The 16,299-nt window shown below is 38.3% G+C and carries 12 protein-coding genes; 6 read left to right on the top strand and 6 right to left on the bottom strand.

The genetic code is table 11. The features are described from left to right. Window positions 1-121 precede the first annotated feature (121 nt). The 5 genes from sucC (at window position 122) to DYH63_RS10220 (ending at window position 7,207) form a co-directional block, all read left to right on the top strand. Window positions 122-1,315: an ADP-forming succinate--CoA ligase subunit beta gene (gene sucC, locus DYH63_RS10240; RefSeq protein ID WP_116788710.1), complete on the top strand. Its 1,194-nt coding sequence runs from the start codon at window positions 122-124 to the stop codon at window positions 1,313-1,315. Between the two features lie 421 nt (window positions 1,316-1,736). Further along, window positions 1,737-2,519, top strand: a complete 783-nt coding sequence (locus DYH63_RS10235) for a hypothetical protein (RefSeq protein WP_162926989.1) — start codon at window positions 1,737-1,739, stop codon at window positions 2,517-2,519. A gap of 226 nt (window positions 2,520-2,745) precedes the next feature. Further along, window positions 2,746-3,909 (top strand): vWA domain-containing protein, encoded by a 1,164-nt coding sequence (locus tag DYH63_RS10230; protein ID WP_116788708.1) that lies wholly within the window; start codon window positions 2,746-2,748, stop codon window positions 3,907-3,909. Between the two features lie 151 nt (window positions 3,910-4,060). Beyond that, on the top strand, window positions 4,061-4,555 hold the full coding sequence (locus DYH63_RS10225; RefSeq protein WP_116788707.1) for a hypothetical protein: 495 nt from the start codon (window positions 4,061-4,063) through the stop codon (window positions 4,553-4,555). A 15-nt stretch (window positions 4,556-4,570) separates the two neighbouring features. Continuing rightward, the gene (locus DYH63_RS10220) at window positions 4,571-7,207 is read left to right on the top strand and encodes a DNA gyrase/topoisomerase IV subunit A (RefSeq protein ID WP_116788706.1); all 2,637 of its coding nucleotides are present in this window, start codon (window positions 4,571-4,573) and stop codon (window positions 7,205-7,207) included. Between the two features lie 53 nt (window positions 7,208-7,260). Here DYH63_RS10220 and DYH63_RS10215 read toward each other — a convergent pair whose 3' ends face one another. The 4 genes from DYH63_RS10215 to DYH63_RS10200 form a co-directional block, all read right to left on the bottom strand. After that, window positions 7,261-7,593: a DUF4265 domain-containing protein gene (locus DYH63_RS10215; RefSeq protein ID WP_116788705.1), complete on the bottom strand. Its 333-nt coding sequence runs from the start codon at window positions 7,591-7,593 to the stop codon at window positions 7,261-7,263. 201 nt (window positions 7,594-7,794) lie between these two features. Beyond that, window positions 7,795-9,204, bottom strand: coding sequence for an HmuY family protein (locus tag DYH63_RS10210; protein WP_116788704.1), 1,410 nt, complete (start codon window positions 9,202-9,204; stop codon window positions 7,795-7,797). Window positions 9,205-9,219: 15 nt separating this feature from the next. Then, window positions 9,220-11,376 carry a TonB-dependent receptor plug domain-containing protein gene (locus DYH63_RS10205; protein ID WP_116788703.1) on the bottom strand — a complete coding sequence of 719 codons (2,157 nt, stop codon included), beginning with the start codon at window positions 11,374-11,376 and terminating at the stop codon, window positions 9,220-9,222. A 178-nt stretch (window positions 11,377-11,554) separates the two neighbouring features. Then, window positions 11,555-12,388 carry a universal stress protein gene (locus tag DYH63_RS10200; RefSeq protein WP_116788702.1) on the bottom strand — a complete coding sequence of 278 codons (834 nt, stop codon included), beginning with the start codon at window positions 12,386-12,388 and terminating at the stop codon, window positions 11,555-11,557. A 166-nt stretch (window positions 12,389-12,554) separates the two neighbouring features. On the opposite strand from DYH63_RS10200, the gene mnmE reads away from it, so the two are divergent. After that, window positions 12,555-13,952: a tRNA uridine-5-carboxymethylaminomethyl(34) synthesis GTPase MnmE gene (gene mnmE, locus DYH63_RS10195; protein WP_116790801.1), complete on the top strand. Its 1,398-nt coding sequence runs from the start codon at window positions 12,555-12,557 to the stop codon at window positions 13,950-13,952. A 272-nt stretch (window positions 13,953-14,224) separates the two neighbouring features. Here the strand turns inward: mnmE and DYH63_RS10190 are convergent, their stop codons facing one another. Continuing rightward, window positions 14,225-14,398 carry a BF3379 family histone-like protein gene (locus tag DYH63_RS10190; protein ID WP_116788701.1) on the bottom strand — a complete coding sequence of 58 codons (174 nt, stop codon included), beginning with the start codon at window positions 14,396-14,398 and terminating at the stop codon, window positions 14,225-14,227. Between the two features lie 123 nt (window positions 14,399-14,521). Next, window positions 14,522-16,258 carry a T9SS type A sorting domain-containing protein gene (locus tag DYH63_RS10185; RefSeq protein ID WP_116788700.1) on the bottom strand — a complete coding sequence of 579 codons (1,737 nt, stop codon included), beginning with the start codon at window positions 16,256-16,258 and terminating at the stop codon, window positions 14,522-14,524. Window positions 16,259-16,299: the final 41 nt, after the last annotated feature.

The raw sequence follows: 16,299 nt of genomic DNA, 5'->3' as shown, positions 1-16,299 counted from the left end.
CCAAAAAAAATTGCTGTTTGTAAACTATAGTTTTTAGCAGGAAAAAGTTTAAAATTACTTTCGGCGGTTTGATGTTATTTACTATTTTTGTTGCACTTTAAATAAGATAAACGCATTTAATATGAATTTACACGAATATCAGGGAAAAGAAATACTTGCCAGCCACGGTGTACGCGTGCAGCGCGGTATTGTAGCAAACAGCCCCGCTGAAGCTGTTGCTGCGGCTAAAGAGCTTACTGCTGAAACAGGTACAAGTTGGTATGTTGTTAAAGCACAGGTACATGCCGGAGGCCGCGGTAAAGGTGGTGGCGTAAAGCTTGCTAAAAACCTGCAACAGGTAGAGGAAATTGCCGGACAAATTATTGGTATGGACCTTGTAACTCCACAAACACCTCCTGCAGGTAAAAGGGTACATAAAGTACTTATTGCTGAGGATGTTTACTACCCGGGAGAAAGTGAAACTTCAGAATTTTATGTATCTGTACTTCTAAACAGGGGTGCCGGCCGTAACATGATCATGTATTCTACCGAAGGTGGTATGGATATCGAAGAAGTTGCAGAGCACACTCCGGATCGTATTTTTACAGAAGAGGTAGACCCGGCTGTAGGCCTTCAGGGCTTCCAGGCAAGAAGAATTGCTTTTAACCTTGGCCTTAGCGGTAACGCACACAAAGAAATGGTTGCCTTTATAGGTTCTCTTTACAAAGCTTATATTACAAGTGATGCTTCTATGTTTGAGATCAACCCGGTTCTTAAAACATCAGACAATAAAATACTTGCTGTAGATGCTAAAGTTGTACTTGACGACAACGCACTTTACCGCCAGAAGAAATATGCAGAAATGCGCGACGTACTTGAGGAGAACCCTATAGAAGTTGAAGCTAAAGAAGTTGGCCTTAACTATGTAGACCTTGATGGTACTGTAGGCTGTATGGTAAACGGTGCAGGACTTGCTATGGCAACTATGGACCTTATTAAATATGCAGGCTTTGAGCCGGCTAACTTCCTTGATGTGGGTGGTACTGCAGATGCTAAGAGGGTAGAAACGGCTTTCCGTATCATCCTTAAAGATCCTAACGTTAAAGCTATCCTTATCAACATCTTTGGTGGTATCGTTCGTTGCGACCGTGTAGCACAAGGTGTTGTAGATGCGTACCAAAACATGGGCGACGCTATTAAAGTGCCTATCATTGTACGTCTTCAGGGTACTAACGCTGATATTGCAAAAGAGCTTATCGATAACTCTGGTATGCCTATCCTTTCTGCAGTGCAGTTTCAGGAAGCAGCAGACCAGGTTAAGGCTGCCCTTGCTTAATAAATATATAAATTGCGCATTCCGCGAGGGGTTGCAATCTAAATATCAAATCCCAAACAGAAATGTTTGGGATTTTTTTATTTTACTGAGTTTCCTTACATTTGATGGGTATGCCTTTCAACCTTAATCTTCTATGGAAAAAAACATTACAAACAAACTCATACTCCATACTGGCATCTCAATACTTTGCTTACGCGAATTTTTACGCGCGATGGATATATATTTATCTATTATACAAGGTTTTAGTGCAGGAACTGAGATGAAACACGTCGTTCTTTTTGCAGCTATTGCATTAGTGTTGCTAACAGTGCTACTTTTACTAAAACCATTACAAATTAAAACTATAAGATTTTCCATTCCACTGATTCACTTAATGATTTTGCCATTGCCAGGGTTGTTGCTGTTGCCGTTGCCTTTTAATGTGATTTTTTTAAATTCAGGTTTTAGGCAGGATTACACGATAGTATTTTTTTCTATAATTTGCATTATACTATACCTGCTATTCGTTACCGCACCATGGTTTTACAGCCGCGTTTTAGGTATACTGCATCATGACGCTGCACAACAATCGCATGACTTAAGTATGGATGTTTTTGCAAATGCCTTTGTAAAAGCTTTGCTTTTATCTTCGGTAGTGTCAAACGCCATATCGTTTATCGCTTATTTTGTATACCCTTCAAATTATTATGTAGCGGTACCGGATAAGTTTAATACGTATATCATACTTAGCGTTGCTGAATTTTTTATACTTGGTAGCTTATATTATATGGTAAATAAATATCCTGTAAAAATTAATTTTTCACATACAACATTATACAGCGTTATAAAGTTATTGATGAAAATCTTAGGCTTCTATGTTATCATCAATCATGTCAATTCATACTTTTATATCCTGCTTGATAACCCGAAAGAATACCTTAAGCACCTTGTAGAGATAACAGTTATTGCTGCTATACTGCTTAATCCTGACTGGTTATTGAGATTGCTAAGACTATCGCATCAGGATATAAATAAAAGGCAATTGCTGGCTGTTTCAATACGGTTTTTTGCCTTAGTAATAATCATAAGTTACCTGTTGCCGGGATTGTATTATGGTACTTCTTATTTAACTAATAACATAAGTTTGTACATTCTTTTGGTTCCCTATGCTATAATAGCGCTGTTAGCAATAAAAATTTCCCAATTATTTCCAAAGTTAGAGTAACCGTATTTTCGTATTCAACACCTTTTTTAATATACTTATAGAAGTAGTTTTTTTGTTGAAAAACTGCAATTTTAAGATCCAATAAAATACAACGAGGCTATGCTTTGGCGATGAAATTATTGAAGATGATTTTAAACCCGTGGTTTTTGTTAAAAGGGTTTTTCAGCACTCCAACGCAACCTTTTGCCGGTTTTGTATCTTTATAGAAACCAAACAATTAAAATCTATGAAAAAGATTTCTATCCTGTTTATTGTAATGATGTTTAGCCTTGTAGGGTGTAGTGGCGATGGTGATGGATTTTCCGGCGACGGAGGGCCATCAAGCGAAGGAGCGCTTCCGGGTAACGGACAGGAGCCCGGTCAAAATGAGCCGGGTGTTATAACTGCCGGCGAATGGAATGACCTTGATAATTGGGATTTCTGGAAAAACCTTAAACAAGGGCAGGAATATGGTAGTATGGAAACATACTGGTCGTTCTACACAACTTCAAGAATATCTGTGCATGTTACTGGTCCCGGTGGAGTCCCGGCAATAAATGTACCGGTAGTGTTGCAAAAGGGGCAAGATGTAGTATATGCTGTGCGTACTGATAATAAAGGTAAAGCTGAACTTTGGCAAAACCTCTTTAGTATTAATCAGGCTAATGCGATTGAAGGAATTACCCTGAATATTAATAACGGCGGTGTTGTTGTAAACGATGTAAAATATTTTTCTGAAGGTGTTAATGAGGTAACCCTGACTCAGCTTTCGGGTGTAGATAACAGGGTAGAAGTTGCCTTTGTAGTAGATGCCACAGGTTCTATGGGCGATGAGTTAGAATATTTAAAAACTGAGTTGTATGATGTTATAAGCAGGGTTAAAACCGATAACCCACAGGCATCTGTTGCTACATCGTCTTTATTTTACAGAGATGAAGGCGATAATTATGTAACGCGTGTTTCTAACTTTACAGATAATGTTTCTACCACGCTTAATTTTATAAAAGAACAGAGTGCTGATGGTGGAGGCGACTTTCCTGAAGCAGTACATACCGCGCTGGATAAAGGCGTTAATGAGCTGCAATGGTCGTCGAATGCTAAAACAAGGATTCTTTTTTTAATGCTCGATGCGCCACCTCATTATGATCCACAGGTAATTAGTGATATACATAAGTCAATACTTAAGGCTGCTGAAAAAGGCATCAAGGTTATTCCTGTTACAGCCAGTGGCATTAATAAGGAAACCGAGTTTTTAATGCGTTTCTTTTCTATTGTTACAAACGGTTCTTATGTGTTTATAACTAATGACAGCGGCGTGGGCAACCAGCATCTGGAGCCATCGGTAGGCGAATATGAGGTAGAATTTTTAAACAACCTTATGGTACGCCTTATTAATAAATATGCAGAATAAATGTTGTTTTATTTTCCTGTACGATCCCGGACGAAAGTTCGGGATTTTTTTATGTTTTTTATTCAGTATTTATAGAAGGGCACACGTTACAATATTATGGATTTCAAAGTTTTTTTAATAGATTTGTAGAAAGCTGTATTTGCATAACAGAATGAGATGTTTTATCCTGATTTTACTTGTTTTTTTATCTGTTGGTTGTAAGAAAGCCTCAGAAGGGAAGCTTTTGCAGGAAACATATCCTTTTAATAGTGCCTCAAAAGTAGAAGTCATATCTTATGCCTTTACACAGGAAGATACAGAGAATCCGGATAATTATAAGATTGCAAATGGCAGGCTTGCTATTGCGGATGAAAAAATAATTGAAAAGATACAGTTGAATAAAGAACAGGTAACTGAGTTATTTGATATTCTTTATACAGATAGTTGTAAAGAGCATTTAAAAGCAGATTGTTATTACCCGGCTCACCGGCTTGTGTTTTATAATAATAAAGCTAAGGTATTTGCTTATATGGAGATTTGCCTGAGTTGTATAGATTACCGTTTGTCGGCTAATGTTGCATTGCCATACGGCTTTTGCAAGGCTAAGGCAGATAGTTTAGAACGCCTGTTTAAATCGGCAGGAATAACCCATTATTCGGAGTTTTAAAATCATTTTTTATAAATGAGTGAAGAAGAAAATTTAGAGCCTTTAGACGGCGGACATTTTTACGACAGAAAAGAAGACCCTGATAACCAGGATACCATTACTAAGGTAACCGGCATGTATAAGGACTGGTTTCTGGATTACGCTTCTTATGTAATCCTGGAACGTGCTGTACCCGCTATTGAAGACGGATTTAAGCCCGTGCAGCGCCGTATTATGCACTCGCTTAAAGAGCTTGATGACGGCCGTTATAACAAGGTGGCTAACGTGGTAGGGCATACCATGCAGTACCACCCACACGGCGACGCGAGTATAGGCGATGCCATGGTACAGATAGGCCAAAAAGATTTACTTATAGACACACAGGGTAACTGGGGTAACATACTTACCGGCGATGGTGCTGCGGCATCGCGTTATATAGAGGCGCGCCTTAGTAAGTTTGCCCTGGAGGTATTATATAACCCTAAAATTACGCCATGGCAGTCAAGTTATGATGGCAGGCGTAACGAACCGGTTAACCTTCCGGTAAAATTCCCGTTGCTGTTAGCACAGGGGGCAGAAGGTATTGCTGTGGGCTTAAGTACCAAGGTGCTTCCGCATAACTTTAACGAGCTTATAGATGCTTCAATAAAAATCTTAAAAAATAAGCCGTTTACCATATATCCTGATTTTCCTACGGCCGGTATTGCAGATGTATCTAATTATAACGACGGTATGCGCGGTGGCCGTGTGCGTGTGCGTGCTAAGATATCTCAGTTAGACAAAAGTACGCTGGTTATTACACAGATACCGTTTAGTACTAATACCGGTAGTTTAATAGACAGCATTCTTAAAGCCAACGAAAAGGGTAAGATAAAAGTTAAGAAAATTGAAGATAATACGGCAGCCGATGTAGAGATACTCATCCATCTTCCGCCGGGCGTATCGCCAGATAAAACTATAGATGCGCTGTTTGCCTTTACGGCCTGCGAAACATCTGTAGCGCCACTTGGCTGTGTTATCGAAGACCATAAACCTTATTTTGTAGGCGTAAGCGAAATGCTGCGTATCTCTACCCATCGTACGGTAGATTTACTTAAACGTGAACTTGAAATACAGCTTAACGAGCTTGAAGAGAGCTGGCACTTTCAGTCGCTGGAACGTATATTTATTGAAAACAGGATTTACCGCGCCATTGAAGAGGAGGAAACCTGGGAGGGCGTTATCCGTGCGATAGACGAGGGGCTTAAACCTTTTGTTACCCACCTGAGAAGAGCTGTTACAGAAGATGACATAGTGCGTCTTACCGAAATCCGCATTAAGCGTATTTCTAAATTTGATATTGATAAAGCGCAGGAAAAGATAGAAGCGCTGGAGGGAGAGATAGAGCAGATTAAGCACCACCTTGCTAATATTATTGATTTTACCGTAAATTATTTCCAAAGCCTTAAAGACCGTTATGGTAAAGGTCGTGAGCGTAAAACAGAGTTACGCAGCTTTGATAATATTGAGGCTACAAAAGTGGTATTGCGTAATACCAAACTTTATGTAAACCGTGAGGAAGGCTTTGTAGGTACCGGCCTTAAAAAGGATGAGTATGTTGCAGAGTGTTCTGATATTGATGATGTTATTGTATTTCTTCGCGATGGCAGCATGATTATTACCAAGGTAGATGTAAAAACCTTTGTAGGTAAAGACATTATACATGTAGCAGTATTTGACAGGAATGACAAGCGTACTATTTATAACATGATTTACCGCGATGGTAAAAACGGATCGAGCTATGTAAAACGCTTTAACGTGTCAGGTGTTACGCGAGATAAGCCGTACGACCTTTCTGCGGGTACAAAAGATTCTATGGTGCTTTATTTTTCTGATAACCCTAATGGTGAGGCAGAAGTAGTTACAATACTGCTGCGCCAGGTTGGCAGCGTTAAGAAACTTAAATACGACCTTGATTTTGCCGCTATTGCCATTAAAGGCAGGGCATCGCGTGGTAATACGGTTTCTAAATATCCTATCAAGAAAATTGAGCTTAAAGAAAAAGGTATTTCTACCCTTAAGCCACGCAGGATATGGTTTGATGATACCGTGCACAGGCTTAATGTAGATGCAAGGGGAGAGCTGTTGGGTGAATTCCGCCCGAATGACAGGCTGCTTATTGTAAACCAAAACGGAAAGCTAAAAACTATTATTCCTGAACTCACTACGCACTTTGATGAGGGCATGATAGTGCTGGAGAAATGGAATCCTAAAAAGCCTATTTCGGCCATTTATTATGATGGCGAAAAAGAGCGTTACTATGTAAAACGCTTTTTAGTAGAAAATGAAAATAAGGAAGAAACTTTTATAACCGAACACGAAAAGTCGGTACTCGAAATTGTGAGTACTGATTACAGGCCGGTTGCAGAGGTTGTATTTCCCAAAATAAAAGGTGTACAAAAAGAAACACAAACAGTAGACCTGGAGCAGTTTATAGCTGTAAAAGGTATTAAAGCTCTTGGTAACCAGTTAACAGCTGATAAAATAAAACAAATAAGCCTGTTAGAACCCTTACCTTATGATGAGCCGGAACCGGAACCTGAAGAAATTGAAGTAAGAGGGGAGCTTGACCTAAGCGATGATGCCCCAATAACATTAGAGGATGATGGGCAGATAACACTTAGCCTTGATTAAATAAAACAAAGCACCCCGAAAGAGGTGCTTTTGTTTTATAATATTTTCTGAGATTAGTAGCTATGTTCCAGGCAAGATTCTTCATATGTCCACTTATTTTCTCTTTCTCCCTGATCAAGAAAAAGCTTTATAGGGCCATACAAAATATTCTTAGGAATATTTACAGCAATTATATTCCGGACTAATAGTACTTCAGATTCACATGATTTTATGTGTAACCATTTTCTTGTCTCTTCAATTATATTATCATCATACACAAATATTCGTACAGTTGTATTTCCAGAGTTAGTATTGAAATCTTCAAAATGATATTGGTTATCATCTTTATCAAATTCAGCTAAAATAATGTCTCCAAATGCAATGTTTTTAGCTACAAATGGTATCAATCAAAAATTTATTGTCGTGTAGGTGTTGGCACCATATTGACTCTGTCTCAAACTCCAGGTCTGAAATTTTTTGTGTGAAAAGAATTTTAATAAACTTGTCCATAAATATTACAATCTTAAAATATAAAAAGATCCCGGCAGGTACACACATAACCGGCCGGGATCGAGAAAAAAAACTAACTTACTAAGTTACATAAAGTCTTATTGCAGTAGTGCATACTGGAATTTAGGGTAACCCCTTTCGCCAGATTCGCTTGTAGCACCTGTTAATTTTAGTTTATATACGTTTCCTGCAGGATCTTTTATCACATAAAAACGGTTTGTAAATAATGAGAATGCAGATGTAGGCACTTCTGCATCCGGGTTTGCTGTTGTAGTTCTCCAGTTAGAGCCAATGTTACGCTGGTCTTCTGTCAACAGGCTTTCGTTTACATTAGCTAATGTAAAGTTATCGTAGTTTACAGTTGCTGAATTTAGAACCTGGTAAGAGTGTGCGCCACCTTTAGTATTGGTTACAATAAAATCTGCAAAATAGTATGGAGTAGTAGGGCCAACTACATTAGTAAATGTGGTAAAGTTAATATCCCAGCTTACTTTTTGCGGCTCTACATTTACAGTATTGTTTGTTGTAAAACTAAAGAAGGTAAAGTTGTATGCGTTGTTTTTTGTAATAGTAACTTCCTGGTGTGTGGTAGCATTAATATCGGCATACTGCAGTTTGTAGTCGCTGCCACTTTTTAGTATCCTTATTTTTTTCCAGCCTCTGTGTGCACCACCGGCAGACCCTTCAGATCCTACAGCGGGTTGTGTAGCAGCCGGGCCATTACCTAAATTTACAAGATATACTTTGTTGTTTGCATCATTATCAGATACAGCTGCTATAGCAGTACCATCAATATTACCTACCGGATTATCTATATAGGCAAGGTTACCCTGGCCCTGTCCAATATTCAGGCTGCTGTCTTCTGAAGCAACTAAGTCAATATCTGTAGTATTAAGTGCTTTTGCAGCCATTTTAAGTGAGCTGTTAAGAACGATACGGAATTCGTCTCCGCCATAAAAACCAAGATCCCAGGATACACGTGGCACAGTAGCAAGGCCACCGCTGCTAAGGTCTACATATACCTGGTTAGGCTGTGTAGCACCACCTGTAAGTGCAGCAAGTGCAGTACCAAGAGATGCCGTTTCGCTAAAGTTAAGCTGTGTTGTTTTGTTTCCTGCAATCGTTGCATTTAAAGAAACATCAGTAATCGTAAAAATTACTCTTTGTGGTTCACCCTGAACACCTTCTATTATCTTATTGAAGGTAAAGCTGGCAAATTTTGCACCTGCTTCAAACGGTACAACTATTACATTGTTAGAAGAAGCCGGTAGTGTGGTAAAGTCTGTTCCGTATGAAACAGCATTAGGATTAAGGCTTAGCGTAACACTACCTGCACCCGAAGCTGCATTAGAAAAAAGTATCTGAACCGTAGTTGCGCCTTCAGGAATGTTTTGTGATGGATTTGCGAACGAAACACTTATGGGTGTGTTATTACTATCATCGTCATTGTTACATGCTGTAAAAGCAAGTAACACAAAGCCAAGTAAAAAAAGGAAAAACTTTTTCATGGATATTTGATTGTATTAATTGAAATTTATATTATATGTAAGTTTTGCAAAAAATGAAGTACCATAAGCTAATAGCATATTACCGCTACCACCGCCGTGTACACCACCCACGCTGCCGCCTGCTGTAGAATTGATGTTTTTCATATTCAACAGGTTTCGGGCGCCAAAGGTAAGGTCCAGTTTTTTTTCAAGAAACGATGTTTTAACTGAAGCGTCTAGCATGCTGTAACCGTCTATTATTGCTTTGCTATAGGTAATATTATTACTTACATCTGTATTTTGCTGATAAAGCTGCTCGCGGCCGGTGTATTTGTAATATAGCGAGAATAAAGTATTCCATTTAGGAACGTTATAACCCACGCTGGCATTACCATTTAATACATAAAGAAAATCGCTGTTAGAAATAGAATCTAGTGCACCTGCATCTAATAACTGAGAAACACCTACTAAAGATAGTCCGGCAGCTGCTTCAAAATTTTTATATGCCAACTGATGCGAAGTTGCAACGTTTACAATTTTATATTTGTCTACATTCATATAGCGGTAGGCAAATGATGGAGTAACACTGGTTAGTATAAGGCTTATTCTGTCATCTACTTCAATGTAGCTGGCAATAAGGTTATTGTTTAACTTAAGGCCTGAACTAAAAAAGGTTTCTTTTTTAATACTCCCTTCATAAGAAAGGCTGCTTTCAGGAGTAAGGTTTTCATTACCCTGTACATTGTGGTTTGAGTCTACAAAGTAACTGTACAATTCGTCAAAATTTGGCGTACGGTATGATTTCCCTACAGATGCCCTTGCTTCCAGTCCTTTTCCAAAAAGGTAACGTGCACCAAGCGACATTGCATTTTGGTCTTCAAATACAGACTGAAAAGAATGGCGATAGCCCGGGCGAAGTGAAAAACGGTCAGTACACTTTATTTCTGCAGAAGCATAAAAGTCATAATTGCCCAGTGTTCTGTTTACACCACCCACTTGTTCTTCATCCCTGAAAGTTCCTGAAGCCGGAGATGCAAAGCCTTTTTCGGTTACTGCTTCATAACCCAGTTGCAGGTCGTAGCGCTTGTCTTTAAAAAAATTACTTACGCTTCCTGTAGAGTATAATACTTCTCTGGAAAGGTAGGTAATGGTGTTGTTTTCTTTTTCCTGCGAAGAAAGAATGTAGTAATTAAAACGTTCCTGGTCGCGTTTCTGCTTTTGGTACGATGCAGATACCGTATAGGCCAGTTGCGAAAACAGATGACCGGATGCGTTAAGGAGATGAAAATTACGGTTTGTTTTATACCTAATGTCCCTGCTGTAATAAGTAGGTTCAAAAGGATAATTGTCAATAGGTATTACAATAGAATTGTAATAATCTACATTCTCATTAAAATAATCAAACTTATAAAATGCCCTGAATGTACCTTTTGTATAACTAACTAAAGCATTAGTAATTATTTGTTGCTTAGGCAGCCAGCTATACCCTCTAAGGCTATCGTTAACACTATAATTTTTTCCTCTCTTGTTATCAAAAAAACCTGCAAAATCGTTCCTGTTAGCTCCTACAGATACATATAAGTTGTTGTTAATATTATAAGAAGCCTTAAAGGCCTGTATGTGCCTGCCCTTATTAAAAATAGCATACTCATTACCCACAGTTTCTTCCTGTACTGTTGCAGAAACCTCATACCTCTTTTTACTGCCTTTTTTGGTTATAATATTAAGAATACCGGTAACTGCGTTTGCGCCATGTGTAACGCCCATAGAGCCTTCTATAATTTCTATACGCTCTACATCATCAAGGTTTATTTGTGTAAGGTCTATATTATTACCCAGTCCTGAATCGCTTACAATGGGTACATTATCCATTAATATTTTAAAATACTGTCCGTCAAGCCCAAACATCGATACTGTAGATCGTCCGTCTGTGCCACTGGGGCGTACAGTAATGTTAAGGTATTGATTTAGTACGTCTGCAAGATTATTAGCGGCTCTGCGTTCAATATCTTCACGCTTAATTACTCTTACATTAAAAACAGATTTTTTAAGAGATTGCGGCTCAAACTGGCCGGTAATTACAACTTCGCTAAGTTTTGTAGTATCAATACTTGTTTTTGGAGTTTCCTGTGCATATAATGAACATGTAAGGAATGAAAAAAACAGTATCGGTTTATATTTTAAAATGTGCATTTCCCAGTAGTTAGAATAATTCTAAATAGAATTGCGCAAATTTAAAAAAGGATAGTGTCTTAAACAAATTATTTTTATTAATTCTAAATAAAATAATACCCGATAAATGTCATTTTTTTACTACCAAATTATTTTTATTAAAATGTAGCCCCGCATTTAAGGTGCGGGCTACATTTTATTATTCGTGATATATTAATAACGGTACATTTGTATGATAAGCCATTTTCTTGGTAAGGCTTCGGTGGAAAAGACTTTCAAAAAATCCACGTTTGTGCGTGCGCATTACCAGTAAATTGGCTTTTTGATTATCTATAAAATCCAGTATGGTCTGTTCTATATGGTCTCCGCTTATATTGAAGAAATCAATATTTTCATCACGGTAATATATTTTCCACTCATTTATTCTTTCCTCAATATCTTCCGGATCGTCGTCGTTTTTAATGTAAAGACATAAAAGTTTTGCATTAAATATTTTGCTGATTTCTATTGTCCTTAGCATGGCATCATTATCCCTGTCTCTATATTGTGTTGTAAAAGCTATACTTTTTACCGGCGCATATTTGGCATCGGCAGGTATACCCAGTACCGGTACTTTGGTATTTGCAATAACGCTCGCTGTAGTACTTCCTAAAAAAGTTTCTTTAAGGCCAGTAGCACCTTTTGTTCCCATTACAATCATTTCAGCCTGTTCATCTTCGCATACTTTGTTAATGTTATACACCAGGTCCCCATACAATAATACGTTCCTCATTTTTATATGGCCAAGATTATGATGCTCTGCAATTTTATGCAATTCAGGTAATTCTTCCCTAAAGCTTTCAAACTGGTGCATCTCTACAATATCAAAAACTTCTTGTGTAGTTTCGGGCATTGGAGGCATATCTACTATTGGCAGGTCATAAACGTGAAGAATGATAATTTCTGCGTCTAGAGCATCTGCAAAATTCAGGGCATACACAAAAGCACTTTTTGCGGCCTCGCTAAAATCTGTTGGAAAAAGTATGCGTTTCATGGTTAAATTGCATTGGTTTTACTTTTATAAAGATAGCATTTTTCTCGGCATTTTCTTACTATTTATACACATATTAACAGTTAGATAACCTTTGTACAGCTAAAGAAGAGAGCATTAAGGCATGCTTAAAAAACGTATCTTTGCGGTAATATTACAGACTTTAATTATGGTTTTTCAGGATACAATTGTGGCACTTGCTACTGCTCCGGGCTCTGGTGCTATAGCTGTTATACGCCTAAGCGGTGCTAATGCTTTAAGCCTTGCAGCAAATGTTTTTCGCAGTGCATCGGGCAAAGACATTACAAAGCAAAAATCGCATACACTACACCTTGGGTATGTAGAAGATGAAGGAAAAGTATATGACCAGGTATTGCTATCAATATTTAAAGGGCCAAATTCTTATACTGGTGAAAATGTGGTAGAGATTTCCTGTCATGGGTCGGCTTACATACAGCAGCAAATTATTCAGCTATTGCTTCGTAAGGGTGCTAAAATGGCCCAGGCTGGCGAGTTTACGCTGCGTGCATTTATTAATGGTAAGTTAGACCTTAGCCAGGCAGAGGCTGTGGCCGATTTAATAGCCAGCGATAACGAGGCAAGTCATCAGGTGGCTATGCAGCAGATGCGCGGGGGCTTTAGTAATGAGATTGCACGGTTAAGAGAAGAGCTGCTTAATTTTGCTTCGCTAATAGAACTTGAACTTGATTTTGCTGAAGAAGATGTAGAGTTTGCAGATCGTACCCAGTTTTTTGAATTGCTAAACCGAATTGAGTTTGTGCTAAAGCGTCTTATCGATTCATTTGCTGTGGGTAACGTTATTAAAAATGGTATTCCGGTTGCGATTGTAGGCGAGCCTAATGTGGGTAAAAGTACGCTTCTAAATGCGTTATTAAATGAAGAACGTGCTATTGTAAGCGACATTGCCGGTACTACAAGAGATACTATTGAAGATGAGCTTGTTATAAGCGGAATAGGTTTTAGGTTTATTGATACTGCGGGTATTAGAGAGACAGAAGATGTTGTAGAGAGCATTGGCATAAAGAAAACTTTTGAAAAGATAAACCAGGCGCAGGTAGTGGTTTATCTGGTAGATAGTTACCAGCTTTCAGCAACAGATGGCGAAATAGCCCGTCTCAAAAATGAGATAGGGAAGATAAAAAATCAGTTTCCGCTTAAGCCGTTAATTATTATAGCAAACAAAGCCGATAAGCTTACTGCTGAACAAAGTGAAAATATACTGACTGATATTGAGGATGTAATGCTTATATCTGCCAAAGAAAATGCAGGTGTAGAACGCTTAAAAGACAAATTACTTTCTTTTGTAAATACCGGGGCACTCCATAATAATGAAACGATTGTAACTAACAGCCGCCATTATGATGCATTGATAAAAGCTCTTGAAGAAATACAGAAAGTGACTTTTGGTTTAACCTCGGGTGTTCCTGCCGACCTAATTGCGATTGATATCCGCCAGGCACTATATTATTTTGGTGAAATTACCGGTCAGGTTACTAATGATGAATTGTTAGGTAATATTTTTGCTAATTTCTGTATCGGTAAATAGAGGACGCAAAATATCACAAGACAAAACAAAGAAACCTAGTTAAAATGTTATAAAATAGCGTTTTAACTGGGTTTTTGTTTCCTGTAACTTTAGCTTTGTTATGATTTTTTGCCGGTTTTTGTACCTCATTTGTACCTCGTGTTCAAGAGGGTTTTGAGGTGGACTCTATCATATCATAAAGCGTCATTGGATAAGCAAATACAGCATTAATTAACTTTTATTGGAGTATTGGAAGCTATGGAAGTGATCGAATCAAAGGGCTTTCAAAAGGATTATTTCTTTCCTTCCTCGATAGATGATTTACGATACTCCTTAAATAATTTCTCCAGTTCCAGGGTAGCTTTACGGGCACGAGCGCCTGCCGCTTTGTTGCCTTGAGCGAAGGCTTCTGATTCTTTCTGGAATGCTTCGATACCTGCGCTGATCTTTTCGTTTAGTTCGTTCATGGTGCTTAAATTTAAAATGATTGCCAAAGGTACACTATTTGGCCGGATTGCCGCAATCTCAATTCAACGTTATCTTTACTGATAAAGGGAATACACGCGGGTAGGGGAAGGAGGGAGGTGCTGTTACTGCTTGATAAACTTCCCTTCCCAGCTTCCTTTTTGGGTCTTGATTTTTACAATGTATATACCCACACTTAAGGAAGTTATATCGATTCCGGCCGTTTGTTGATTGCTTAGGTATACTTCCTGCCCCAGCATATTGACAATGCTGATACCGGTAATTAATGCTTTAATACTTTGGGGTAACTTGATATTGATGGAACTTTGTGCCGGATTGGGATAAAGAGATATGGCATTTTTATAGCCTATTTCCTCATCCAGCCCCATGCAGGCTTCTACCGTTAGATGGATGGGCATAGAAACAGTTGTCCCACATTCATTCAGCATCTCGCAGGTATAATCGCCGCTATCCCCGATTGCAAGGCCGCTTAGGCTGAGTATGGCTGTTGTTTGGGGGGCCAGTACTTGATCATCTCTTTTCCAGATATATCCTGTAGCATTAGTGTTATGGATGTCAAAAGTAAACGATTCTCCTTCGCATATTGTATAGCTATCATTTTCGACATAGTTGTAGGAAGGCTTGCGGCAAATTTCGATCAGGTTTCGGGTGTAAAACTGATTCCCCGGATCACTGTAGGTATTAAGATCAGAAAATTGTAAGCTGTTATCATCCACATTATACTTAAATACACCAGAATTACTAAGATTTCCGGCTAAATGGCCATCACTTGATGCCATTATATTCGATGGACCAAATCTGTTAAGATCTAAATCTGCTAACTTCACAATTGTATTATCATTGGGATTATACTTAAAAACAGTCCCTGTTTTGTTAAAAATGCCTGATGTGTAACCATTCTTATAAGTATCGCCACCTCCGGCACAAACGCCATATAAATATCCATTAAAAAGGGCGAATCCCGATGGTTCATAGCCTAAAGAACTGAAAAAATCGAATGTTATCTTAGGAGTAAGCGTATTGGTAAGCATGTCAAACTCAATTATTGTACCGGCAGGTAATGCATACCCTTCATCAGGAAAAAATATGTAACCTCCGCTACTTAAGAAAAATATTTTATTAGGTAAGGCTTCTGTCATACTTTTACCTCCAATTCCCGTTGAGCCATCACAGTTAAAATAAGCAACTTTTTGAACCGTATTGTTGCTGGTATTTACTTTTAATATGGAACCTTGATTAGATTGGTTGGGAGCCGGGCTTGTGCAGGGAAAAGCCTGATTGGAAACAGCATATAAGAAGCCGTCAGACGCTTTTATCAAATCGTTAATTGGCCCCATGGCTTCAAATGAATAATTATGACTAAGAAAAGAGACCGTTTGAGTAGCAATGTCATATACATAAAAACGATTAGCTGCACCACCATATAATTTACCCACAACAGGCTCAATTACACTGGTAAAAGGATTAGTAGCACTATTTCCATTTGGCGTAGGTGGTAAATTGAAATAATGAACGACTTTATAGGTATCAAATGTTAAATCATATTCATAAAGTATACCATACCCATCTTGTTCATTAGTACTGGTTGTACTTCCAATGCCACCAAAAGCAGCTGTGCCGTAGAGTTTGCCATTGCTGGCTAAAAACAGCTTGCTTCGCGGTAATTTGCCGGTAGGGTAATTAAAATGGTGCATTGTGATTGCATTCTCACCGTTCATGTCAAATTTTATAATATTTCCCTGTACATCTGAAAAATTAGTATATTCCGAAACGCCCCAAAGTTCCTTTTGGGCATTGGCGGTAATCCATGCTAAAAAAAAGAAGAAAAATAATTTTTTCATTGGTTTGGTGGTTTGGGTAATTTAATAAATAAAAATAAGGA

This window comes from Flavobacterium psychrotrophum, assembly GCF_003403075.1.
Classification (GTDB): Bacteria; Bacteroidota; Bacteroidia; order Flavobacteriales; family Flavobacteriaceae; genus Flavobacterium; species Flavobacterium psychrotrophum.
The sequence above is the reverse complement of the archived record's forward strand: the minus strand, read 5'-3'. Positions and strand labels throughout refer to the sequence as shown.